The sequence below is a fragment of the Rufibacter glacialis genome, from assembly GCF_008271745.1.
Classification (GTDB): domain Bacteria; phylum Bacteroidota; class Bacteroidia; order Cytophagales; family Hymenobacteraceae; genus Nibribacter; species Nibribacter glacialis.
This window is the reverse complement of sequence record NZ_VKKZ01000019.1, coordinates 110,456-133,580: the sequence shown is the minus strand read 5'-3', so window position 1 is coordinate 133,580 and position 23,125 is coordinate 110,456. Positions and strand designations below refer to the sequence as shown.

The 23,125-nt window shown below is 55.2% G+C and carries 18 protein-coding genes and 1 pseudogene; 4 read left to right on the top strand and 15 right to left on the bottom strand.

The window, feature by feature from the left end:
• The first annotated feature begins 155 nt into the window (after positions 1-155).
• On the top strand, positions 156-1,109 hold the full coding sequence (gene metF, locus FOE74_RS05390) for a methylenetetrahydrofolate reductase [NAD(P)H] (protein ID WP_149097581.1): 954 nt from the start codon (positions 156-158) through the stop codon (positions 1,107-1,109).
• 414 nt (positions 1,110-1,523) lie between these two features.
• Here the strand turns inward: metF and FOE74_RS05385 are convergent, their stop codons facing one another.
• From FOE74_RS05385 to FOE74_RS05350, 8 genes are all read right to left on the bottom strand, one after another.
• Positions 1,524-2,462 (bottom strand): DUF4249 domain-containing protein, encoded by a 939-nt coding sequence (locus FOE74_RS05385; RefSeq protein ID WP_149097580.1) that lies wholly within the window; start codon positions 2,460-2,462, stop codon positions 1,524-1,526.
• A gap of 6 nt (positions 2,463-2,468) precedes the next feature.
• A complete protein-coding gene (locus FOE74_RS05380) occupies positions 2,469-4,844 on the bottom strand; it encodes a TonB-dependent receptor (protein WP_149097579.1) in 2,376 nt (791 codons plus the stop codon).
• A 109-nt stretch (positions 4,845-4,953) separates the two neighbouring features.
• Entirely contained in the window at positions 4,954-5,895 is a 942-nt protein-coding gene (locus tag FOE74_RS05375; RefSeq protein ID WP_149097578.1) for a succinylglutamate desuccinylase/aspartoacylase family protein, read from the bottom strand.
• Complete coding sequence (rimK, locus tag FOE74_RS05370; RefSeq protein WP_149097577.1) at positions 5,873-6,808, bottom strand: 30S ribosomal protein S6--L-glutamate ligase; 936 nt, start codon at positions 6,806-6,808, stop codon at positions 5,873-5,875. The genes FOE74_RS05375 and rimK overlap by 23 nt, the downstream gene beginning before the upstream one ends.
• Positions 6,805-7,299: an ATP-dependent zinc protease family protein gene (locus FOE74_RS05365; RefSeq protein WP_149097576.1), complete on the bottom strand. Its 495-nt coding sequence runs from the start codon at positions 7,297-7,299 to the stop codon at positions 6,805-6,807. The genes rimK and FOE74_RS05365 overlap by 4 nt, the downstream gene beginning before the upstream one ends.
• A gap of 355 nt (positions 7,300-7,654) precedes the next feature.
• Positions 7,655-8,866, bottom strand: a complete 1,212-nt coding sequence (locus FOE74_RS05360; RefSeq protein WP_149097575.1) for a PQQ-dependent sugar dehydrogenase — start codon at positions 8,864-8,866, stop codon at positions 7,655-7,657.
• A gap of 540 nt (positions 8,867-9,406) precedes the next feature.
• On the bottom strand, positions 9,407-10,219 hold the full coding sequence (locus FOE74_RS05355; protein WP_149097574.1) for an alpha/beta fold hydrolase: 813 nt from the start codon (positions 10,217-10,219) through the stop codon (positions 9,407-9,409).
• Positions 10,220-10,526: 307 nt separating this feature from the next.
• Positions 10,527-10,712: a hypothetical protein gene (locus FOE74_RS05350; protein WP_149097573.1), complete on the bottom strand. Its 186-nt coding sequence runs from the start codon at positions 10,710-10,712 to the stop codon at positions 10,527-10,529.
• Positions 10,713-11,143: 431 nt separating this feature from the next.
• Between FOE74_RS05350 and FOE74_RS05345 the strand changes: the two genes are divergently transcribed.
• On the top strand, positions 11,144-11,515 hold the full coding sequence (locus FOE74_RS05345; protein ID WP_149097572.1) for a hypothetical protein: 372 nt from the start codon (positions 11,144-11,146) through the stop codon (positions 11,513-11,515).
• Between the two features lie 312 nt (positions 11,516-11,827).
• On the opposite strand, the gene FOE74_RS05340 is transcribed toward FOE74_RS05345, so the two are convergent.
• The 4 genes from FOE74_RS05340 to cmk form a co-directional block, all read right to left on the bottom strand.
• Positions 11,828-14,398, bottom strand: coding sequence for a family 20 glycosylhydrolase (locus tag FOE74_RS05340; RefSeq protein WP_149097571.1), 2,571 nt, complete (start codon positions 14,396-14,398; stop codon positions 11,828-11,830).
• Positions 14,399-14,731: 333 nt separating this feature from the next.
• Positions 14,732-15,274: a DUF502 domain-containing protein gene (locus FOE74_RS05335; protein ID WP_149097570.1), complete on the bottom strand. Its 543-nt coding sequence runs from the start codon at positions 15,272-15,274 to the stop codon at positions 14,732-14,734.
• A 76-nt stretch (positions 15,275-15,350) separates the two neighbouring features.
• Positions 15,351-16,244 (bottom strand): 4-hydroxy-3-methylbut-2-enyl diphosphate reductase, encoded by an 894-nt coding sequence (locus FOE74_RS05330; protein ID WP_149097569.1) that lies wholly within the window; start codon positions 16,242-16,244, stop codon positions 15,351-15,353.
• Positions 16,245-16,328: 84 nt separating this feature from the next.
• Positions 16,329-17,024 carry a (d)CMP kinase gene (gene cmk / locus FOE74_RS05325; protein WP_149097568.1) on the bottom strand — a complete coding sequence of 232 codons (696 nt, stop codon included), beginning with the start codon at positions 17,022-17,024 and terminating at the stop codon, positions 16,329-16,331.
• Between the two features lie 297 nt (positions 17,025-17,321).
• Between cmk and ade the strand changes: the two genes are divergently transcribed.
• Together ade and FOE74_RS05315 are read left to right on the top strand one after the other, a co-directional pair.
• On the top strand, positions 17,322-18,971 hold the full coding sequence (gene ade / locus FOE74_RS05320; protein WP_149097567.1) for an adenine deaminase: 1,650 nt from the start codon (positions 17,322-17,324) through the stop codon (positions 18,969-18,971).
• A 291-nt stretch (positions 18,972-19,262) separates the two neighbouring features.
• A complete protein-coding gene (locus FOE74_RS05315) occupies positions 19,263-20,099 on the top strand; it encodes a sulfite exporter TauE/SafE family protein (protein ID WP_225840675.1) in 837 nt (278 codons plus the stop codon).
• A gap of 126 nt (positions 20,100-20,225) precedes the next feature.
• Here FOE74_RS05315 and FOE74_RS05310 read toward each other — a convergent pair whose 3' ends face one another.
• The 3 genes and pseudogenes from FOE74_RS05310 to FOE74_RS05300 all read right to left on the bottom strand — a co-directional run.
• Complete coding sequence (locus FOE74_RS05310) at positions 20,226-20,657, bottom strand: response regulator (protein WP_149097566.1); 432 nt, start codon at positions 20,655-20,657, stop codon at positions 20,226-20,228.
• A complete protein-coding gene (locus FOE74_RS05305; RefSeq protein WP_149097565.1) occupies positions 20,654-21,928 on the bottom strand; it encodes a sensor histidine kinase in 1,275 nt (424 codons plus the stop codon). Before FOE74_RS05305 ends, FOE74_RS05310 begins: the two co-directional genes overlap by 4 nt.
• 194 nt (positions 21,929-22,122) lie before the next feature.
• Positions 22,123-23,100, bottom strand: a pseudogene (locus FOE74_RS05300) (PLP-dependent cysteine synthase family protein); the annotation flags it as partial.
• Between the last annotated feature and the right edge of the window lie 25 nt (positions 23,101-23,125).

Sequence of the window (23,125 nt, the reverse complement as noted above, 5' to 3'; positions counted from 1 at the left end):
GAAAGGAAGAATGGAAGGTAAGTGAAGAGAGAATTAGCCCAAATAAAACACAAACGTTCCTGAGGCAAACGCCTCAAGACACCTCCCTTCGGAAACGCGAGCGGAGAGAATCAAAAAGCAATAGCAAGGCCTAGCCAGAGACATACCTAACTTCAATGAAAGTTACCGAGCATCTAAAGAACGCCACCAACACCCTTTTCTCTTTTGAGATTCTGCCGCCGGTGAAAGGCACCAGCATCCAGTCCATCTACCAGGGCATTGACCCGCTCATGGAGTTCAATCCACCCTTCATCAACGTTACCTACCACCGCGAGGAATACGTATTCAAGGAGCGCGAGAATGGCCTGCTGGAGAAAATCACCATCCGGAAACGGCCCGGCACGGTGGGTATCTGTTCGGCGATCATGAACAAGTACCACGTAGACACGGTGCCGCACATCATCTGCGGGGGCTTCAGCAAAGAGGATACCGAGAATGCCTTGATGGACCTCAACTTCCTGGGCATTGACAACGTGCTGTTGCTGCGCGGCGATGCCGTGAAAACCGAGCCGGGTTTCCGGCCGCACAAAGACGGACACGCCCACGCCTCAGACCTTATCCAGCAGGTGGTGCAGCTCAACCATGGCCATTACCTGGATGAAGAGATGGAGAACCCCGTACCCACCGACTTCTGCATCGGCGTGGCCGGCTACCCTGAGAAACACGTGGAGGCGCCTAACCTGGGTACCGACCTCAAATACCTCAAACACAAGGTTGACCTGGGTGCCGAGTACATCATCACGCAGATGTTCTTTGACAACGAAAAATTCTGTGACTTTGTGAAGGCTTGCCGCGCCGCCGGCATCAACGTGCCTATCTTGCCCGGCCTGAAACCCATCACGGCCAAAAGCCAGCTGACCGTGTTGCCCCGCTACTTCAACATTGACCTGCCCGAGGATTTGGTCACGGCTGTGGAAGCCTGCAAGACCTCGGCGGACGTGAAACAGGTGGGCATTGAGTGGACTATTCAGCAGTGCAAAGAGCTGGTGGAGTTTGGCGTGCCCTGCCTCCACTTCTACACCATGAGTAAATCGGAGGCTACCGCTGCCGTGGCCAGAGCCATCTTCTAAACCGTTTCAAAGCTGTTTCCCGGAAAACGGGCGTAAAACGGAAGGGCCCTCTACTTGCTGGTAGAGGGCCCTTTCTGTTTTGCGCTTGATTTCCTTCTTAAACCAGCTTCCAATCATTTAGAAAACCTCAGCCAAGCCTGTTACCCCAGATTCTCCCCTTGAGGGGAGCGAAGAGGGGTGTTTACATTGGAGAGTACGCATTCATGAATTTATGCAAACAATCCTTTTTCTTTAAAGAAGTAGAAGAAATCCAGCAAGCGTGGACCGGCAGGTGTAAACACCCCTCTTGCTCCCCTCAAGGGGAGAATCCGCCTCTTGAACGGCCCTGCATCATTCCGGCTGGGTGCTAATCTAACAACTAAATAAACACGTCTTTCAAGCCTGTTTTTCTAAAAACAGCCTTGGAACGCCACCTTACAGGTTGATTCTGTATTTGGTGGTGGTGATGCCCCCGAAGCTGCCGTAACCGTTCCGGATGTTGCTGTGCAGGTTCAGGGGTTCCGCGAACGGGTTGTCTTCTGTATAATTCTCGCGGGAACGCTCATACAGATATAAGTCTGGGGTAAGGTGCTGCAGTGTGACCTCCAGGTATTTCGCAGTTTGGTTGTTGCCCGGGTAGGTGGTTACCAGGTCTGAAAAGCTGATGACCCCGGCTTTGGCCCAGCCGTCATCAAACACCTTGCCCACGCTTATCTGCTCTACCTCTTCGTCCAGGATTCCTTCGTTTTCCCTGTCTGAATAAAGGCTGCCTATCAGTTTTCCCTGGGCATCATATAGCTTCAGGAAGAAACGGTAGTAGTTTCTTCCTGCCGGGGGGTCATTGAACTGCAGTTTCAGCAAGCCCCTGAGTTCGGAATGGTTTGTCTGCCTGACCGGCTCAAACGCGGCTGACACCACCGGTACCTCGGTGGGCTGGGTCAACCTGCCTTCAATGGGCTCAAACCCGGGAGCGCTGATGGAGAGCACGTATTGCTGGCCTGGCACCGGGCTGAACCCATTGGTGGGTTTGTAGGAGCCCTGGGTAATGCCTACCTCAAAGGGCTTGAACACAAAGCCCTGGCGCAGCACACCGTTCTGGTCCTTGATGGTTACAATGGCATTGTTGACCAGGCCGTCGCGCCAAAGGTCATCAGAGGCCAGCACCGGTTGGCTGCGGCCCACGATCAGGCTTTGGTTGGGGGCATCAGTGTTGAGGTTGTACTGCACCGCCAGCTTGGGGGTGTGCGCGGGCACGTCCATCTCCACGGTGGTCTCACAGGCAGAAAGACCTAGCACCAAGCCAAGGCCCAGCAGCAGCCTGGGGCTGATTTTAAGGTGTTTTTCAGAAAAGAGAGGTAAAATAAACCGGAACATGCGCTTCTAGAACTTAAAGGTTTTACTCACAGACGGTAACACGGGAAACAGACTCACCTGCTTGAATTTGGGTCCATCGCCTTCCTTCTCGCCACCAGCTATATAAATGTAATAGGGGTTCTTGCGGTTGTAGGCGTTGTAGAAACTGATGTTGTTCACCACTTCGCCCCAGCGCTTTTTCTTGGTGTGGCTCAGGCTGATGTCGGCGCGGTGGTAGGCGGCCATACGATAGCCGTTGCGGTCGCCGTAGTCATTGTAGGTCTGGGTGCCGCCGTAGCCGCCCTCCCAGGATTCGCCCACCACGTAACGCGCCTCGGGCAGGGTGATGGAGTTGCCGGTGCCGTACACCCACGTACCCGACAGAGACAGGTTGGGCTTGAGTTGCCGAATGACCACCAGTTCTATGTCATGGCGGCGGTCATAGCGGTAGGGGTATTTCTGGCCGCGGTTCAGGTCCGGGAACTGGCGGTTAGACCAGGCCAGGGTGTAACCGATCCAGCCGTTGGTGCGGCCGGTCTTTTTATGCAGGAACAGCTCCATGCCATAGGCCCAGCCTTTGCCGCTGGTCACCTTGGTGTCCCAACTGTTGGAGATGCCAATGAACGAGGCGCCCTCTTTGTATTCAATAAGGTTGTGCATGGTTTTGTAATAGCCTTCCAGGCTCACTTCCAGCTTGTCTTGCGCCAGGGTGCGGGTGGCGCCCAGGGCCACCTGGTGGCTGCGCTGCGGCTTTATCTTGTCCGTAGAGGGTACCCAGAGGTCGGTGGGCAGGCCGATGCCGCTGTTGGTGAGCAGGTGGATGAACTGGGTCATGTGGGCGTACGAGGCCTTGAGGCTCAATTTCTCGTTGGCCAGGAACCGCACCGAGGCCCGGGGCTCCAGCGAGGAGTAGAACTCTTTGTTCACCACGAACCCGTTGGCCCGCAGACCGATGTTCAGCTTCAACCGTTCTGAGAGGCGCAGGTCATCTTCCAGGTACAGGCCCACTTCCTGCGCGTTCGTTTTCACGGTGTTCACGTCCAGGTCCTCGGCGGTGCCGCTGTTGTTGCCCCGCACCTGCAAGGCTCCCGGCTGGAACTGGTGGTGCACGAACTGCGTCCCGAACCGGATGTAATGGTTGGGGTTGGGAATGTAGTCAAAGTCCAGCTTAGCGCTCAGGTCTCTGATGTTGGAGAGGTACTTGAGTTGGTAGTCATAGCTTTTGCCCTGGTGGGTGGCTTCCTCCTCATTGCTGATGTTGAACTGGTACTTGGTGTAGGTGAGGTTGGTGTTGAGGAAAAGGCGCTGGTTCAACACCCGGTTCCAGCGGAACGCCGAGGTGAGGTTGCCCCAGCCCAGGCCCGCGCGGCTCTTGCCGGGGTCTACCTCCTTGCGTTCTGAGGTGGCGTAGAACTCATCATAGCCGGTGTAGGCACTCAGGTAGAACCGGTCTTTGTCGCTGACTTTCCAGTTGAGCTTGGCGTTGAGGTCATAGAAGTAATAGCCGGCCACCCCTTCCTCCTTCTTCATGAAAGGCCGGGCCAACACGTCAATGTAGGTCCTTCGGCCCGATACGATGAAGGAGGCCACGTCTTTCTTGATGGGCGCACTCACCGTGAGGCGCGAGGCTATGAGCCCGATGGAGCCTTCTCCCTCTACCTCGTTCATGTTGCCTTCCTTCATGGAGATGTCCAGCACAGAGGAAAGCCGACCACCATACCGCGCCGGAAACCCACCTTTCACCAACTCCACGTTGTTGAGGGCATCAGCGTTGAAGACGGAGAAAAACCCGAACAGGTGGGAGGCATTATAAACCGGCACGCCGTCCAGCAGAATCAGGTTCTGGTCGGGCCCGCCACCCCGCACGTACAGGCCGCTGGTGCCCTCGCCCCCACTCTGCACGCCGGGCAAAAGTTGCAGCACCTTGAGCACGTCTACCTCGCCAAACAGCGCGGGCACCGCCTTTATCTGCGCCACGCTCATGTTGATGGTGCTCATGCGAGTGGTTTCCTTGATGTCTTCCTGCTTGGTATTGACAATCTCCACCTCCTGCAGAGAGGTCACGGCCGGGGCCAAGAGCAGGTTCTGTTGCAGGTCTTTGTCTAAATATGCCGTAAACGCACCCCGGTCATAGCCAACGTAGGAGGCCACCAGTTTCACGGAGTCTTTGGGCAGGGTGAGGCTGTAGAAGCCGTAGGCGTTGGTGGCGGTGCCCTGGCCCGTCACGGAGTTGAAGATGGCTACGCCGATGAGGTTCTCGCCGGATTTGGCATCGCGCACGTAGCCGCTGATGGTGAATTTCTGGGCCAGTCCGGTGAGCGGCAGCAGCAGGAAAGCCAGGGCAATACATACCCGATGGCCACGCCAGGCGGTAAAACCAAGGCGTTTGGTGGAGAAGGACATTGAAAAAGGGTTTAGGCTGGTGGTTTACATCAGGAGAAGGCTTCTTTTTCTTCTGATATGTCTATTGACAGCCCAAGCTACAAATACCCTTACGTCCTTCCAAAAAATCCTACTTTAAACCCAAATGCAGGATAGCATCTCCCTGGTTCACTACCGGCATATGGTTAATGCCTACCACATAGCCGCTTACCAGCGAGGTAATGGGGTGTGTGACATAGCCATACGGATCCGAGACCGCCCCTACCTGCTGCCCGCGATTCACGGCCTGCCCATTTTTCACGAAGCTCCGGAACAGGCCCGCCCGCGGCGCCCTTATCCAGGTGGTGCGCTGGCAGACAATGGGCGGATAGGAAATAGGCACCGAGCTTTCCAGCAGCCCCAGGTGGTGCATAACGCGCACCGCCCCCTCCATGCCTATGTTGATGCCTTGCTCGTCAAACCGCAGAGATTCCCCCGTCTCATACACAATGATGGATTTGTCCAGCTTGGCGGCCTCCTGGCGCAAAGAGCCGGGGCGGTAGTTGGAGTTGAGGATGAAAGGTGCCCCAAAAGCATGGGCCAGCGCCTCGCTCTCGCCGTGCTCCAGACGGCAACGCACCTGCGGATAATTGGATTTGCTCTGCCCCCCGGTATGGAAATCAATGCCGTAGTCTACCAGCGGCAGGATCTCCTTGGTGAACCGGTCGGCCACGCGGCTGGCCAGGGAGCCCTTGGCGTTGCCCGGAAAACTGCGGTTCACGTCCTTCCCGTCCGGCACCTCGCGGGAGAAGTTCAGGAAGCCGTAGATGTTGAGGATGGGAATGGCCAGGATGGTGCCCTTGAGCGGTTTGAGCATGTCGCGCCGAATCATCCGCCGGATGGTCTCCACCCCGTTCACCTCATCGCCGTGCATACCGGCCAGCAGCAGCAGCACCGGACCCGGCTCCTCGGCCCGGAACACGTGGATTGGGATGTCTATCTCGGTACCGCTGGGCAGCCGCGAGATGTTCAGGCGTATGAGCTTGCGGTCTCCCGGATAAACGGGAATATCATTGATGATCATCTCCGCCATCAGGGGTATTGGGCTTTTTGGGTTTCTTGGTTTTTGCCTTGTTCACTAGCAACTCAGTGTATTCAATGATCTTACCGGCAATGTCTTTCTGGGTGGCTTTCTCAATGCCTTCCAGACCCGGTGAGGAGTTCACCTCCAGAATAAGCGGCCCCCGGCTTGACTGGAGCATGTCTACCCCGGCCACGTCCAGGCCCAAGGATTTGGCGGCCAACAGAGCGGCGGCTTTCTCAGCGCGGGAGAGCTTGATGAGGCTGGCGCTGCCGCCGCGGTGCAGGTTAGACCGGAACTCCCCTTCCTTGCCCTGCCGTTTCATGGCACCCACCACCTCACCGTTCACTACGAACACGCGTATGTCGGCGCCTTTGCTTTCAGCGATGAATTCCTGCACAATGATACGGGCCTTGAGGTTATGGAACGCTTCAATCACCGACTCAGCAGCTTTCTGGGTCTCGGCCAGCACTACGCCCAAGCCCTGGGTTCCTTCCAGCAACTTGATTACCAGTGGGGCGCCCCCTACTTCCTTGATCAGCTCTTTTACCTGCTTGGAGTAGTTGGTGAACGCGGTCTTGGGCATGCCCAGGCCGGCCCGGGCCAGGATCTGCAGGCTGCGCAGTTTGTCTCTGGACCGCAGGATGGACTGGGAGGCCACCACGCTTTTCACCTTCATCATCTCAAACTGCCGTACCACCGCCGTGCCGTAAAACGTGACCGAAGCCCCGATTCTAGGGATGATGGCGTCAATGCCGGTCAGCAGCTCGCCTTTGTAGAGGATATGCGGGTCGCCTTTCTCCATGACCAGGTCACAACGCAGGTGGTCCAGGACCACCGCCTCATGGCCCCGTTGCTGGGCGGCTTCCACCAGGCGGCGGGTAGAATATAATTTAGGATCACGCGAAAGGATCGCAATTTTCATACAGGAGGGTTATTGGTTGGATTACTTCTTTTCTTGCCTTTTTTCTTGGCCTTGAGTGATAGGTTCTTCTTGGAGACGTCTACGATGAAACGCCGCCGGAGCAGGGTGCGCCCCAGCAGGACCGGGTATTTCAGGTCACTGCGGTCTGAGAGGGAGAACTCCGTTTCCAGCTCCTGCCCATGGATAATCACCTTTGTACGGATAATGTACCGTTCCTGCACATCACCAAACGAACTTTTCACCTGCCGCAGGTCAAAGTCAGTGAACTGGAAGGCTTTGTGGTTGTAGGCTGGGTGGCGGTCGTCTAACAACTCAAAGTGGATGGCGCGCTGGCCGTCTGGCAAGTCTACTTCTTTGATGTTGTTGCAGTGGATAGAGGAGGTGTACGCGCCGGTGTCTACCTTGGCTTCTATCTCAAACAACTCCAGCGCCGGGAAATCCACCATCTCGCGCCGGCCAATGATACTTTTCTCAGGACTGTCTTTTTTCATATGAGCTCATTTCGGGCACTTCTGAAAATACGTTTAGGGCCTGTTTTCTAGAAAACGGCTCTAAACTAGATACGGGCTACTAAATCTCAAATATTAAACCGCTCTTTGCATACGTGCAAGGTGGTGGTAGTGGTGGAACCGGCTGCGTCTGTTCTGGTGGTAGTGGTGGTTGCACACTCTTTGTGGTCATTGGAATTTATGACAAAAAAGAAACCGACTACCCCTGCCAGCACGATGGCAAAAAGTAAGAACAGGAGAGAGTACGCTTTAGCAGCTTGGTTGGACATAACAAAAAATTGGAGATCCCTTTTCGTTAAGGGAATCCCAATTTGTAAAAAAGAACGCAGAAACAGAATTACTTCTTCCCAGTATAGGCAATGCGGTAGATGGCGTCATTCATGTCATCTGAGACCAGAAGCGAACCGTCTGGCATGACCTCCACGTCTACCGGTCGCCCCCACTCTTTGCCGTTTTGGAGCCATCCGGCGGCAAATGGCACAAAACTGCCTTTGCCCTGGGCATCGGTGCGGTAGAGGCTCAGGCGGTAGCCGATCTTCTCGGTTCGGTTCCAGGAGCCGTGCTCGGCAATGAAGATCTGGTTCTTATAGGTGTCTGGGAACATGGTGCCGGTGTAGAATTCCATACCCAGGGTGCCGCCGTGCGGATTCAGGTTCTGTACCGGAGAGGTGTAGTCGGCGCAGTCTTTGCCTTTGCCAAACTCGGGGTCCAGGGTCTCGCCGGCGTGGCAGAACGGGTAGCCGAAGTGCATGCCCTTGCGGGGCGCGTGGTTCAGTTCATCGGGGGGCAGGTTGTCGCCCATGAGGTCGCGGCCGTTGTCAGTGAACCAGAGTTCCTTGGTGGTGGGGTGCCAGTCAAAGCCTACGGTGTTGCGCACGCCATGGGCGAATACCTCCAGGCCAGAACCGTCTGGGTTCATGCGGGTGATGGAGGCATACACCGGCTCTTTTTTAAGGCAGATGTTGCAGGGCGCCCCCACGGGCACGTACAGTTTGTCATCTGGCCCAAAGGCGATGTACTTCCAGCCGTGGTGCTCCTCGGTGGGGAATTTGTCATAGACCACCACCGGCTTGGGCGGGTTCTGGAGGTTAACGGAAATGTTGTCATAGCGGGTGATGCGGCTGATCTCGGCCACATACAAAGCGCCGTTGCGCAGGGCCACGCCGTTGGGCATCTTCAGGCCCGAGGCGATGGTGATCACCTCATCGGCTTTGCCGTCTTTGTTACGGTCCGGTAAGGCATACACGTTGCCTTTTGCTCTTGACCCCACGTAGAGGGTGCCGTCTGGACCCAAGGCCATAGAACGGGCATTTTCTACCTTCCGGGCGTAGTAGCTGATCTGGAACCCGTCTGGCAGGGTGATCTTGGCCAGATCTGCCTCTGTGGCGGGCTGCTCTGTCACTTCCTCCGAGAGGGTATCCTGGGCGGCGGTAGAGGTGCGCTCGCCTTCCTCGTTGGCATCGGGCTTGCCCGAATTGGAGGAGCAAGCCGCCTGACCTAGCAAGACCAGTAGGCAGAGCCCCCATTGTATCGTTCTATTTTTTATCATACCTAATCAATCTGGATGGCTCAACGGTACCAAAACTTATTTTATACAAAGATAGAGGGAAACTTTTTACCTAAAATTTGCTCAAATATTATCAATTCACGATATTCAGGCATTAGGTGTTCCTGGGGAATAGGACCGGTTTTTAAGGAGAACCCTGGTTCAGGAAACCATTTGGGGAGTCCTTTTTTAAAAACAGCCCTCCTATAGAAATATTCAAAATAGTTATAGCAATTTAAGTGAAGACCAGCAAGCTAAGAAGTCTCCTGAAGATACTTCTACACACGTTATTCTTTCAGGTAATGATCGTCTCCTTCTATCATTATGACTATTTAGGAGCACCCTTGAACCTGCTCTGGGCCTTTTTCTATCTGAACAGGGCCGGTAAGTTCCTGCTGGAGCTGAAACACTCTGTTTCCTCTTAGCAGCGGCACCTCGGTCTAGCCATCCCTTTATGGGCAGTACTCCTGCCAGTACCCAATCAAAGGCTCCGGGCCGCCTACCTCACCAGCACTACCCTAAGAGGCATATACGCAAAGAAAATCAGTTGGCTGTCTTGCTGCGGTGTTTCCGGAGCCAGGTAGCCACCGAGTACAGCAGGTTGGTGTGCCCCGTCTGCAACAAAACCAGTTGGTGCCGTTTGAGGGCCTTGAGGAACACCTGCAGCCGTTGGTGCGAGATGATCTGGTCATATTTGCCCAGAAACACGGTTACCTCTATGTCGCTTTGGTTCAGGAGCCGGGCAATCTGGCGGGTGTCAAAGGTGAGGTTGCTGAACCCCGTCCAACTGCGGTACACCCGCAGCCGTTTCTGCGGGGAATCCATCTGCCAGTTAGCGAATTTCACCAACCCCGAGTCTACCCACCGCTTTTGCTCCAGCCAACCCAAGGTCTTGAAGAAGCGCGTGGGCCGCAGCACAATGCGCTTGAACAGGCCCTGCATCCAACCGGGGTAGGTGGCCAAGCTGTAGAGCAGATGGGTTTTGATACCGTCTGGGGCAATCAGGTAGAGTTCCTGCATCTGGCCATGGAACTTCTCCAGCACCGCAAGCGCGAACTTGCCGCCCATGCTGAAGGCCATCACCGAAAACCGGTCAATCTTCTCCTTCGTGAGCAACTCTTGCACAAACGCCTGCAGGTTGTCTTTGGAAAGAGGTTGGTCTGCCTTGCTCAAGGTGCTTTGCCCATGGAAGAAAAGGTCAATGGCAAAGACGGTGTAGTCGGGCTGCAGGGTGCGGGCCATGGTGTCATAGTAGTGCCCTTCCTGCCCGTACCCATGGAACGCCAAAAGGGCTTTGGGCCCGTGGCCCATGACGCGGTAATGCAGCTTAGAAGATTTGAGTTGGATGAACGGCACAGGCAGGAAAGCTTTTTCAGTGGCAAAAACAGGAATACAATGCTCCTACAGTACGTATTCCACCAGGCGAAGATAAAGAGAGGGCAAAGGAAGGCCGCTGCTTTCTTGAAAGAGGAAAACCAGAAGCCCCGGTCTCCTTTCCTGGGGGAAGAGAGCCGGGGCTTCTGGTATATAAAGAGAAGAGGCCGCTGGTGGGGCGAAGTTTCGGTCGCTGGGGGAAGGCTTGGCTGTAGAAACAAACCTTTACCTCAGGCACTGAAGGTCTTCGGCTGGCAGAAGGCAGTCATTTCCCTTCCTTCACCAAGGGTTACACGGCCGGGGAAGTGGCCCCACCCGTTAATTCCCGTTCATAGTAGACTAATTCCTTTTGCGTAGGGTTATCCTGAACGATGCAGTAGTATACTCGCTTGGCATAACGCCGCACAGTTAATTTCTTGGTAGGCGCTTCTTTGGCAAATACAACTGATCCTTGGGCATACAAATTTTCCATCATGTAGTAATATACGTCAAAGTAAAAGGTATAACCTGTTGTTTCCCAACTATTTTACACAGCTACCTCTATATCACCTCCCTTTGCCTGCTTGACCGGTAAAAGATATCATCGGCCTCCCGTACCCTTCCCAGCAAAGCTCCAGAACTCCTGAACCCGCCTGGTGGCGAAAGCCTTTTTTAGAAGACTTTCCGCGGGCAAATTCCTATAGCCTGTGGCCGTTTCCTGGCTGATGGCTCTGAATTATGCCCCATGGCACAGGCTTCAGGAGGTCTTTCCGTTCACCTGCCTTTTGGTCAAACAAGAGAGGAAACCACGCAAGGGCCACCTCCGGTTGGCGGCTTTATTTTTATATAAAAATTAATATATAAATATGTTCAGTTGTCTCGCCGCGAGCTACGTATACCTAACCAGACATTAACATTTGTAATTATATGAAAACCAAGACTTTACTATTCACTTTCTTTACGGGCCTCTTCACCTTTTTCACGTCCCAGGTTTTTGCGCAGAGCACCATCAATGAACGGGAACAAAGACTAGAGCAGGACTCTGTCAAAGACAAAGCCCTGGGCGACAAAAAGCGCATGAATGACCTGGCCAGCAAAAAGAAATCCACCCAAACCGACGCCAAAACCGCAAAGGCCAACTTAAAGGAAGCCAGCCGCATAGAGAAGGACGCCTCTAACGCAGCCAAAGAAGCCAAGCAGGCCTCCAGAATGGAAAGCAAGGCCCAACGGAACCGCATCAACGCCGATAAACAAGCCAAAAAAGCTGAAAAGGCATTGGAGAAGTCGGGCAACAATTAACCGGCCTCTCTCCAATTCCGGTCTTACCAGGTGAGTCTTCCTAGACTGAGGTTTTGCCAAATAAAAGCTTTCAGGTATCCCGTTGAGGCCGCCAAAGGAGCTTCAGGCCACTCTCACGGAGCAGGAGAAACCCCAGCCGCTTTTGCCAGGCTGACCAACCAGAAGTCTTGATCCATTCTTCGGTTGAGCCAACCCGGGCACCTAAATATTATTTTCTAAAAGCAGAAAGCGTTTAAAGGCTGGATTCTTAGAATCCAGCCTTTAAACGCTTTCTGCTTTTAGGGTTCTTTTTAGAAAACCAGCTGTAAACGGCTATTTATTCTCTACCGTAGTCACCCTGCCCATGCGGCCGGCGGCATCAAAGACGGCGAACGAGATCATGCCTTTCTTGGTGATGGGACCGGTATAGGCTTTGCTTTTCATGGTGGGGTTGGTGCCGTCTGTGGTATAGCGGATGGTCATGCCGGGCAGTTGCACGTTGGCTTGCACCTGGCCTTTCTCCACCAGCACCCCGGCGGTAGGGATCCGGTAATTGAAGCCCCCGGAGTAATAGTTCAGGCGCGGCAGTTCCCGCTTGCCCAGCACATTCACGAAGGATGACCAGGCCTGGGTATAGGCCGCCTTGCTTTCTGCGGAGGCAGGGTTGGTAGCCCAGGCCGGATCTGGCGCCCAGGCCCGCTCGGCCAGCCCCAATATCTTGGGCAGCAGCATGTACTCCAGGCGCTCCGGGGTTTTCACGGTTTCACTCCATAACGGCGACTGCAACCCTACAATGTTGGCGCGGGCGGCGGGGTTCAACCGTTCTTTCCCGTCAAAAGCGGCCAAGGAGGTCAGCGGCTGGTTATCGTCGTTCACCCGCATGCTTTGCATGTAGTCCAGCGGAATGAAATAGAACGGCTTGTCTACGTCCAGGAAACCGCCCCAGTACAGCCCGTTCTCTTCATATGATCTTTGGTAAGCCAGATCCAGGTACAGGTGCGAGACATTGGTGAGCACCACCTTGTAGCCGGCATTGGCCATGCGGTACGCCAGATCAATGTTGCTGCCCTGGTTGTTCCAGACATCCATGTGCATGTTCTCTTTCACGAAATCGGGGTTGGCCACGTAGCTGAGTTTGCCGTTGGTGCGCACCTTGCGCAAACCCACCTCTTCCCAACCGGAAACATACAGGTTGCGGGCTTTGGCCATGGCCGCGATTTTCCCGAAGAAATAGTACCACAGGTCATCCACGTTCTTGAGCGAGGGGTTGCTGGCCAGCAGGTTCTGCACCACCGGCGATTTCTCCCACACCCCGTTGGGCACCTCGTCTCCCCCGTAATGGATGGTCTGAAGGGGAGCACCAGCCTCTTTGTACATGGCCAGCAGCTCATCCGTTACCTTCTCCAGGAACGCGTAGGTAGAGGGCAGCGCCACGTTGATCACATTGTCATTGAAATACTGCACAGACCGGTACACCGACTTGTCATTCAGGTCCCGGAGCAGGTATTGTTCCGCTTCGGCCTTCTTGCCTTCTTTCATGAACCGCTCATACCGGGCATCCATGGCCTTGATCGCGGCCCGGGCGTGGCCTGGGGTCTCAATCTCAGGGATCACCTTGATGTGCCGGTCCCGCGCGTACTTCAGGATTTCAATGAAATCTGCCTTGGTGTAGTAGCCGGAACCGCTGGAGGCATCTACCGTTGGGCCGGAACCCAGGGCAGGTTGCATGAAGTTCTTCTCGTCCAGGGTGTGTCCCCGGCGGCCGCCCACCTGGGTTAACTCGGGCAAGCCCGGAATCTCCAGGCGCCAACCCTCGTCGTCATTGAAGTGGAAATGCAGCACGTTCAATTTGTAGAGCGCCATCAGGTCCAGCACCTTGAGCACCTGCTCTTTCTTCTGGAAGTTCCGGGCCACGTCCATCATGAAGGCCCGGTGCCCGAACCGGGGCTCGTCTTTTACCTGCACCCCCGGCACGGCCACAGAGGCCTGTTTCTTGGCCAGGGCCGAAGGCGGCAACAGGGTTTTCAGAGATTGGGTGGCATAAAAGGCGCCCGTGGGGGTGGCTGCCGAAAGCACGATGCCCTGCGGAGTCACCTCCAGCTCATAGGCCTCAGGACCCAAACCTGCTTTTTTCTGCAGGCGAATGGCTTTTCCGGCCGCGCCCGGGGCCTGTACCGCCGGTTTCTGCCCGAAAATGGTTTCCAGGTGGCCCGCCAGCAAAGTCGCTTCCCGCTGGAAGGCGTTATCTGCGATCACCGGTACGGCCGCCGTCAGATTGAAGGACTGTCCGGTTTCTTTGTACTGCGCTGGCGAAGGGAACACTTTGGTCAGCTGCTGGGCCGGAAGGTCTTTGATGGAACGGTTCTGGGCGAAGATGTCCTGGGGCTTGATCCAGCCCACCTGGTCTTTGGCGGGTTTCACCAGGGTTACCGATGGCAAGTCATGGCCTTTGGTCTTGTCATCGTCCCACACCAGGTAAAAGCCTTTGGGGGCGCGTGACTCATTCAGGATCTGGCCGGCCGCCACAAACTCCACCCGTACGGTGGCACCGGAGGCGAGGGGTTTGAAGCTGGCGGTGGGCACCATGCGCAGCAGATCACCGTTGATGGGCTCAGTCTTCACGGGCGCATCAGAGTCTTTGGTTTTGAACGAAGGCGTGCTGTGGAAGTACAGGCTCCAACCCGTGGCCGGCAAGGGCTTTTTGCCCTCGTTTTTGAAAGTAAGCACTGAAAGGGTTTGGTTCTTGCCCTGGTATTTCTCTTCCAGCACCTCCCAGGTGAGGCTGAGCTCTTTGGGTTCTAATCGCTCAGCGCGCTGGGTTTGGGACGTAGTGGTTTGTTTGGGGGCCGTGTGGGAAGAACAGACCGTGAAAATGTTGAGGAAGGTAAACAGAAGGTACTTCATGCGGGGATATGGATTTGATGACACCCTTGGGCACTGAGGGAAGAGTAGGTTCCTGGCTGGAAAACCACCCTGCGCCAGCCCCAAGTTCAGGTTGAGTGGTTAAATATATCACAACTCCCTGAGTTTTCAGCCTTCGCCCAGGGGAATTCCTGTATTATGGCGGGAAGCGGCGGACCAGACTTCCTCCTGCGGCAGACACAAAAATGCCGTTTTGCCCCTGGTTCAGTGAAATCAGGGGCAAAACGGCAGACAGGGTTCTCTGCTTTGGGGGCGTTTTGCTAAAATCACCTCCAAAACAGCCCAACACCAGAGAACGAGGTCTAGAACAAAGAATTACAGTTTGGAAACCCCACCTGACACCACGAATTTCATGACCTCGCTGCTGGGAATCTCCAGGTACGTGACGTTCTCGCGGGCCACCAGGAACAACTCACCCGAGAAGTTGTAGGAGTGCGGGAAATAGACGGCCACCTTGTCTGGGAGGTTCAGGGGCTCCATGGACATCTGCGTCACAAAGCCCAGTTTATAGGTATCCTGGAACTGGGTCATTTTCACCAGTACCGGTTGGTTGAACTTCTTGTTTTCGCCCACAAACGCGTCAAACAGGTCTTTGAGGGACGAGTAGATCATGTTGACCAGCGGCAGGCGGCTCATGATACGCTCGGTGACCACCAACAAAGGCTTCACGAAGAAGGAGGAGCCGATAAAGCCAACCATTGTCACCAGCGCGACGATGAGCAGCAGCCCCACGCCCGGGAATTTCAACCAGAAAAGATCGTCTAACCAATTGATGACGGCCACAATGATGTACACCGTCAACGAGATGGGTGCCACAATCAGAAAGCCGTTGAGGAAATAGCGTAAGAGTTTTTTCATGAACAGGAAGATAGGAAAAAAGCCCCGTCACCGGGGCTTTTAAATATACTGAAAATCTAATACTTTGGTTCTGAAACTACGCCGTAACCGGGTGCTGCGCCTGAATGGCGTCTGCCACCTGTTGCATGAGCCACATGGGCGTAGACGTGGCGCCGCAGATCCCTACTGAGGCCGCGTCTTTGAACCAGTCCATGTCCAATTCCTCGGCGTTTTCCACAAAGTAGCTCTGCGGGTTCACCCGTTGGCACACGGCGTACAAGGCCTTTCCGTTAGAGCTTTTCTTGCCGCTCACAAACACCACCACGTCATGGTGCTGCGCGAATTTATCCAGTTGCGGCTCGCGGTTAGAAACCTGGCGGCAGATGCTGTCATTGGCGTCCAGGTCCACCACTTCCAGGCCGGTGGCTTTCACGGCCGCTACCCGCTCCTCAATGAGCTCTTTCATGCGGTAGAAGCCCTTGGTGCTTTTGGTGGTCTGGCTGAACAGGGTGATGGGACGGGTATAGTCCAGTTGGTCCAGATCCTCCTCCGTGGTGATCACAATGGCCTCGTTGCCAGTCTGGCCGGCCAGCCCAATCACCTCGGCGTGCCCTTGCTGGCCATACAGCACAATCTGGCCGTTGTGCGCTTTCACGGAGTCATAGGCATGCTTTACCCGGTTCTGCAGCTTGAGCACCACCGGGCAGGAGGCGTCTATGAGTTCCAGGTTGTTGCGCAGGGCGGTCTGGTAGGTTTCCGGCGGCTCGCCGTGCGCCCTGATGAGCACCTTGCAGTCATGGAGCTGTTCCAGCTGCTCGCGGTCAATGATGCGCAGGCCCTTGTTATACAAACGCTGCACTTCCATGCTGTTGTGCACAATGTCACCCAGGCAGTACAGTTCAGAAACCTCTTCCAGTTCATCTTCGGCCATCTGGATGGCGAACTCTACCCCAAAACAGTAGCCGGAATTCTTATCTATGGTTACGTTCATATGAAAGACACACGTATCAAGTGGTATGCGGTAAGACAGATCAAAAACCGTTCCTGTTTCTGGCCTGTTTTTGCCCTAATGGGTTCAATCGGCTAGTTCTTTCAGCGCCAGCGCAGAGGCCACCAGGTCCAGCACGAAATCTACCTGCTCATCTATGGTAATGTACGAGGTATCCAGCAAATGGGCATCCTCGGCCCTCTTCAGGGGGCTTTCAGCGCGGGTAGAGTCAATGAAATCGCGTTTCTTGAGGTTCTCCACAATGTCATCAAATGGTACCAGCTGCTTTTTCGCCAGCAGTTCCTCCTGGCGGCGCTTGGCTCTGATCTCCACCTCAGCGGTCATGAACACCTTCACCTCAGCGTCTGGGAACACGGCGGTGCCGATGTCGCGGCCGTCCATGACCACGCCGCGGCGCTTGCCCATTTTCTTCTGCTCTGCCACCATGGCATGCCGCACGGGGGCCAGCACGCTCACTTCGCTCACTTTCTCAGAGATGTACATTTTCCTGATCTCGTCCTCTACGTTGAGGCCGTTCAGGAACACCTCGTTGCGGCCGTTCTTGGGGTTGCGGTGAAATGACACTTCAATATTGGCCAAGGCCTCCTGTACCTTTTTAGGGTTAGTGAGGTCTACGTAATGCTCCAGGAAATAAAGGGTAACGGCCCGGTACATGGCGCCGGTGTCTATGTACGCGTAGCCAAGTTCTTGGGCCACTTTCTTAGCGGTGGTGCTTTTTCCGCAGGAAGAGTGCCCGTCAAGGGCTACTACAATCTTCTTCATACCAGTGCCTTAGGGTATTTGTATTTAGCAATCTTTGGTAGGGCAGGGAATTCCCTTGCCCGAGCGCTGGTGGCGCTGGAAACTCTTGGTCTTCTTGCTCAAGGACGTGGACTTACGCGTACAGGCAGGGCTAACCGCCCCCAGCAGCAAGCACCACACTAACCCAAGGGAAAAAATCTTTCTCAAAACCATTAACTTTGACTGCAAAGATAAACGTAATCTGCCGGAACCGCTACGGGTTTTTACGTACCTGCAGGTTTAGGGCTTACTTTTCAGGAAACTTCTCAAAATCATACCATGGCTACACCCAGATTCTACAAAGTGAGTGGCAACATCATTGACGTGCTGCACCAAGAGGTGTACCAGGGCACCCTGGAGATCATGGACGGTCAGATAACCCGCATTGTGCGGGAGCCCGTGCCCCAAACGCATTACCTGCTGCCGGGGTTCATTGACGCGCACGTGCACGTGGAGAGCTCTATGCTGGTGCCTTCTGAGTTCGCGCGCCTGGCTGTGCCCCACGGCACCGTGGCCACCGTCTCAGACCCGCATGAGATAGGCAACGTACTGGGGCTGAAAGGCGTGGAATATATGCTGGACAACGGCCAGAAAGTACCCTTCAAGTTCTTCTTCGGGGCTCCTTCCTGCGTACCGGCCACCCCTTTTGAGACGGCGGGCGCCGAAATCACCCCCGAGGACATTGAAGAATTGTTTCTGCGCCCCGAAGTGAAGTACCTGGCTGAGATGATGAACTGGCCCGGCGTGCTCAACGGCGATGAAGGGGTACTGCAGAAGATCACCCTGGCCCAGAAGTTTGACAAGCAGATAGACGGCCACGCCCCCGGCCTGCGCGGCGAAGAGGCCCAGGCCTACGCCGCCGCCGGCATGACCACCGACCACGAGTGCTTCACCGCCGACGAGGCCCGCGACAAACTGGCCGCTGGCATGAAGATCCTGATCAGGGAAGGTAGCGCCGCCAAGAACTTCGAGGCCCTGATAGAACTTCTGGCCCAGCACCCCGGCCACATCATGTTCTGCTCTGATGACAAGCACCCTGACAACCTGGTAGAGGGACATATCAATGAACTGGTGAAGCGGGCCCTGGCCAAAGGCCACAACTTGTTCCACGTGCTACAAGCCGCCTGCGTAAACCCGGTGCAGCACTACAAACTGGAAGTAGGTCTGCTCCAGGAAAAAGACCCCGCGGATTTTATTGTGGTAGACAATCTGGAGGACTTCAACGTGCTCAAGACCTACATCAACGGCCAGCTGGTGGCAGAGCATGGGCAAAGTAAGATCGCCTTCATCCCCAGTGAAGTTATCAACAACTTCCATGCGGAACCCAAGACCGTGGCGCAGTTTCAACTACCGGCCCAGGACACGGTGAAACTGCGGGTGATTGAACCTTATGACGGGCAGTTGATCACCGGTATGCTGCTGCTGGACCCTAAAATCAAGGACGGCTTTATTGTGAGCGATGTGGCCCAGGATGTGCTGAAGATGACGGTAGTGAACCGCTACCAGAACGCAGAACCGGCCCTGGCCTTCATCAAGAACTTCGGATTGAAATGTGGGGCCATTGCCTCCAGCGTGGGCCATGACTCGCACAACATCATTGCCGTAGGCTGCGACGACGAGAGCCTCTGCCGGGCCGTGAACCTGCTCATCCAGGCCAAAGGCGGGATCTGCGCGGTAGACGGCGACCGGGAAGAGGTCCTGCCCTTGCCCGTGGCCGGCATCATGTCACCGGAAGACGGATACTGGGTAGCCGAGCAGTACGCCAAACTGGACAAAGCCGCCAAAGACCTGGGCAGCCCCCTTACCTCGCCCTTCATGACCCTGTCATTCATGGCCCTTTTAGTGATTCCGGCCCTGAAACTGAGCGACAAGGGCCTGTTTGACGGCCAGCACTTCCAGTTCGTGGACGCCACCATCACCAAGGAATAATCCAAGGATCCGCCTGTTCTCCTACTATTGGGCCTGATTTGGTATTTCGTCTTTACAATCTCTCTTCCAGCTAGTGAAGCCCGGTGAAAATACTGGGTTTCACCTCCGGCAGCAACCATTCCTGAGCCCAGCAGTAAGAAGTAAAGAAGCGGTATTATTTTCTGCCACAGATTCATTTTTTTAAGCCGGAAACGGGCCTTGCGCACAAGGCAGACCAGCCGCAGAGTCATGTGGTTTGACAGTGGCAATCACTTCTATTTCCAGTACCTTGGCACCTAGCACCAGCGCGGCTTGATAACAGAGATACTCCTTTTCTTGGCGGGGATTGTGGTCAGCACTTTCGGAACCCTCATTGGCTTTGGGGGCGGGGTGTTCATGGTACCTATCCTGATCATCTTCTTCCAATTTCCCATCGAATTAGCCATCGGCACGGCCATGTCAGCCTTGCTGCCGGCCTCTCTGGTGGCCTCTATCTTTAACTTCCGGGAGAAAAGCATTGACTACGTGGTGGCCTCTCTGCTCCAGTTCCCCGCCATGATGGGCACCGTGATGGGGGCTTTTCTGGTGGCGTTCATGCCGGTGCTGCAAATGCAGGTGCTGTTCTCTGTTTTTGTGACAGCGGTGGGGGTGTACATGCTGGCGACGTATAAGCAAAAGCAGAGGCAAAAGCGCGGCATGGTGTACCGGCTCAACCGCATGCCCACCTCCTTTATCAGGAAGAACCACCCCCGGCACCTGGCCTACCGGCTCAACGGAGGCCTGATGGCTTTCTTTGGGTTGTTCACCGGCACGGTGGCGGGCCTCTTTGGCATAGGCGGAGGCTTCCTGCAAACGCCCATCATGATCAGGGTCTTCAAGATCCCGTCGCAGATTGCCATCTCTACGTCCCTATTCATTCTCATCATCACCAGCATCACCGGCATATCCTCGCACTACTGGCTGGGCCACATTGACTGGACCAAAAGCCTGCCGCTCATGCTGGCCTTTGCCGTGGGCGCCTTGCTGGGGAAAGCCGTGAAAGGACAGAGTTCGCCTACCCAGCAGTCTTCTGAGCGCCTCATTGGCATTGGCCTTATGCTGGCGGGCGTAAGCGTGATGGTGCACATCTTCCTGAAATACCAGCTCTAAGCCTTCCGTTTCACAAAAAAGGGGAACCAGCATTCTCAGGGCAGATCCTAGAATCTGCCCTGAGAATGCTGGTTCCCCTTTTAATCACTTTTCCTGAATCACCGGAAGGCGCCCTGACCAGATGGGTTAACCCTCGGTTTCCGGCACATGCCGCTCCAGCAGTTCCTGTACTTTCTCGGCGGTGAGCGGTTTGATGAGGTACGGGATACCGCTGGCGGCGGCACGCTCCGTGTCTTGGCCGTGCTCAGAGGTAGTGAGTAGCGCCAGCACCACATCTTCCAGGAATTTTGCGTCTAATTTCTCAAACAGGGCCAGAAACTCAAAGCCGTCCATCACGGGCATGTTGATGTCCAGGAGAATGAGGGAAGGCTTGAAATACTCTGGGTTAGACAGGTCTACGTGCCCTTCACTGATGTTGTAGAGGTAGTCAAAGGCCTGCTTGCCGTTGCGGAATTCCTTGATGCGGTCCGTGATCTGCATCCGGTTCAGCAGGCGGTGGTTCAGGAAGTTGTTGGTGTCGTCGTCGTCAATGAGCAAAATGCCCCTAAGTTTTTTCATACCCGTGCTCCGGTGTCTTGGTCATGGTTCAAAAAATACAGCAGGAACGTGGTGCCTTCGCCCAGCACACTCTGCACCTCCACTTTCCCGCGGTTGTTGTCCATGATGCGTTTAATGATATAAAGCCCTACTCCGCTGCCCTCTACGTGGTCATGGAACCGCCTGAACAAGGAGAACAGGTGGTTCCCGTATTGCTCCAGGTCTATGCCCATGCCGTTGTCCTGCACTTCCAGTACCAGGTAAGGATCCTGCAACCGGGTGGTGAGGGTAATGCGCAAAGGCCGCTCAGAATCGCGGTATTTAATGGAATTTGAAAGCAGGTTGGTGAGCAGGCTGAGCAGGTTGTCTCTGGAGAAGAAGACCTCCGGCGCCGCCGAGAAATCAGCCTTCACCTCTGCGCCTGCTATTTTCAGGGGTTCTGGCATGCGCTCCTGCACCATGGCCAGCGCCGTGGCGAAGGAGACCATCTCCAGTTGGTCCGCTTCCAGGGGTTTCTGGATCCGGCTCACCTCGGTGAGGTTGTTCAGCTTGCGGTGGATGCTGGACACCGAATCATCCAGGCGGGCGAACAACTGGGCCAGCTCCTGGTTATTCGTGGGCAATTCCTCCCGGATGGCCTCTACCAGCCCAGACACGTTCAGCACCGGGGCTTTCAGGTCACGGGAGGCGTAATAGACAAAGTCATCCAGGTCCGCGTTTTTCTTGATTAGCTCGTAGTTTTTGGAAATCAGCTGCTTTTCAGCGCTCTTGCGGTTTTCTATCTCGCGTTCCAGTTCCCGGTTGGCCATAATGGCCTGGGCACTGCGCTTCTGCACGCGGTCCTCCAGTTCTATCTGGGTTTCCCGCAAGGCGGCCTCTGCCCGCTCCCGTTCCTGTATCTGCCCCCTTAGTTCCTGGTTTGTTTTCTGGAGCTGCCGCTGGCTTGGGATGGCCAGGAGCCCCGGAATTGCCCTGAACAGGAGAAAAGCCGCCCCTATGGCCAGCAGGCCAAACACCAGCCGAAGGCCCAGGATGAGTTCATTGCGGGTGGAGAAACCCCAGAAATTGAGCAGGTGTACCGCTCCACCCATGAGCGCCACCACCCCGAACAGCACCAGCACCAGCTTGCGCTCGCGTTCATCGCGCTTCAGGGCCAGGTAGAACAAGATGCCCGCCACCGCCAGATAGGCCGTGACTACCAGCAACTCACTCACCAGAAACAAGCCGCCTGGGCCTGAAGGCGCCGCCGGTATTCCAGCATTTAAAAGGAAAGAGATCTGGTGGAGAAGCAAAGCACTGGTCTTGAGAAGTTAATTAGCATTAAAACGGCCCCTTGGCCTACAATGTTACTACGTTTAGCGCCGTTTCCTTCCTAGTTTCCCACAAAATTATACACAAGGCTAAAACTGAACGGCCACCTGCTCAGAAAGACAGGTGGCCGTTTAGGGTCTGTTTCAGGAAAACCACCTCTAAAACGAAGTGTTTAGTCAAGGTAGCCTTGGGCGCGCATCCAGTCATCATTGTAGATCTTGCCCAGGTAGCGGGTTCCGTGGTCTGGCAACACCACCACCAGCGTATCCTTCTCCGTGAGGTGCTCACGGGCGTATTCCAGGGCGCCGTGTACCGCAGATCCGCAGGACCAGCCCACAAACAAGCCTTCCTCTTTGGCCAGGCGGCGGGTCATGAGGGCCCCGTCTTTATCGGTTACTTTGATGAAAGTGTCTATCAAATCAAAGTTCACGTTCTTAGGCAGGATGTCTTCGCCAATGCCCTCTGTGGCATACGGATAGATCTCTTCCTCGTCAAAGACGCCGGTCTCTTTGTATTTCTTGAACACCGAACCGTAGGTGTCAATGCCCACTACTTTCAGGTCTGCCTTCTGCTCTTTGAGGTATTTGGAGATGCCGCAGATGGTACCGCCGGTGCCTACGCCAGAGGCGAAGCAGGTGATCTTCCCGTCGGTCTGTTTCCAGATCTCAGGGCCGCTGGTGTCATAGTGGGCGGCGGTGTTGGAAAGGTTGTCGTACTGGTTGGGGTAGAACGAGTTGGGGATCTCCTGGTTCAGGCGCTTGGCAACTGAATAGTAGGAATCCGGGTGCTCCGGAGCCACGTTGGTGGGGCAAACCACCACTTCGGCGCCTACCGCCTTCAATATGTTGATCTTCTCCGGGCTCTGCTTGTCAGACATGGTGAAGATGCACTTGTAGCCTTTGGCGATGGCGGCCAGGGCCAGCCCCATGCCGGTATTGCCGGAGGTTCCCTCAATGATGGTACCGCCCGGCTTCAGGATGCCCGCTTTCTCGGCGTCTTCCACCATGCGCAGGGCCATGCGGTCTTTAACCGAGTTGCCGGGGTTGAAATACTCTACCTTGGCTAGTACCGTGGCCTTTACGCCGTCTGTGACGCTGTTCAGCTTCACCAGGGGCGTGTTGCCAATGGCTTCAATGATATTGTTGAAATACATACTTCGTGTCTTGGTTATTGACTCT

Excerpts from the sequence above, each read along its gene's own strand:
- metF (WP_149097581.1), top strand. The coding sequence starts at position 156 with ATGAAAGTTACCGAGCATCTAAAGAACGCCACCAACACCCTTTTCTCT.
- FOE74_RS05385 (WP_149097580.1), bottom strand. The coding sequence starts at position 2,462 with ATGTTCCGGTTTATTTTACCTCTCTTTTCTGAAAAACACCTTAAAATC.
- FOE74_RS05380 (WP_149097579.1), bottom strand. The coding sequence starts at position 4,844 with ATGTCCTTCTCCACCAAACGCCTTGGTTTTACCGCCTGGCGTGGCCAT.
- FOE74_RS05375 (WP_149097578.1), bottom strand. The coding sequence starts at position 5,895 with ATGGCGGAGATGATCATCAATGATATTCCCGTTTATCCGGGAGACCGC.
- rimK (WP_149097577.1), bottom strand. The coding sequence starts at position 6,808 with ATGAAAATTGCGATCCTTTCGCGTGATCCTAAATTATATTCTACCCGC.
- FOE74_RS05365 (WP_149097576.1), bottom strand. The coding sequence starts at position 7,299 with ATGAAAAAAGACAGTCCTGAGAAAAGTATCATTGGCCGGCGCGAGATG.
- FOE74_RS05360 (WP_149097575.1), bottom strand. The coding sequence starts at position 8,866 with ATGATAAAAAATAGAACGATACAATGGGGGCTCTGCCTACTGGTCTTG.
- FOE74_RS05350 (WP_149097573.1), bottom strand. The coding sequence starts at position 10,712 with ATGATGGAAAATTTGTATGCCCAAGGATCAGTTGTATTTGCCAAAGAA.
- FOE74_RS05345 (WP_149097572.1), top strand. The coding sequence starts at position 11,144 with ATGAAAACCAAGACTTTACTATTCACTTTCTTTACGGGCCTCTTCACC.
- FOE74_RS05340 (WP_149097571.1), bottom strand. The coding sequence starts at position 14,398 with ATGAAGTACCTTCTGTTTACCTTCCTCAACATTTTCACGGTCTGTTCT.
- FOE74_RS05335 (WP_149097570.1), bottom strand. The coding sequence starts at position 15,274 with ATGAAAAAACTCTTACGCTATTTCCTCAACGGCTTTCTGATTGTGGCA.
- FOE74_RS05330 (WP_149097569.1), bottom strand. The coding sequence starts at position 16,244 with ATGAACGTAACCATAGATAAGAATTCCGGCTACTGTTTTGGGGTAGAG.
- cmk (WP_149097568.1), bottom strand. The coding sequence starts at position 17,024 with ATGAAGAAGATTGTAGTAGCCCTTGACGGGCACTCTTCCTGCGGAAAA.
- ade (WP_149097567.1), top strand. The coding sequence starts at position 17,322 with ATGGCTACACCCAGATTCTACAAAGTGAGTGGCAACATCATTGACGTG.
- FOE74_RS05310 (WP_149097566.1), bottom strand. The coding sequence starts at position 20,657 with ATGAAAAAACTTAGGGGCATTTTGCTCATTGACGACGACGACACCAAC.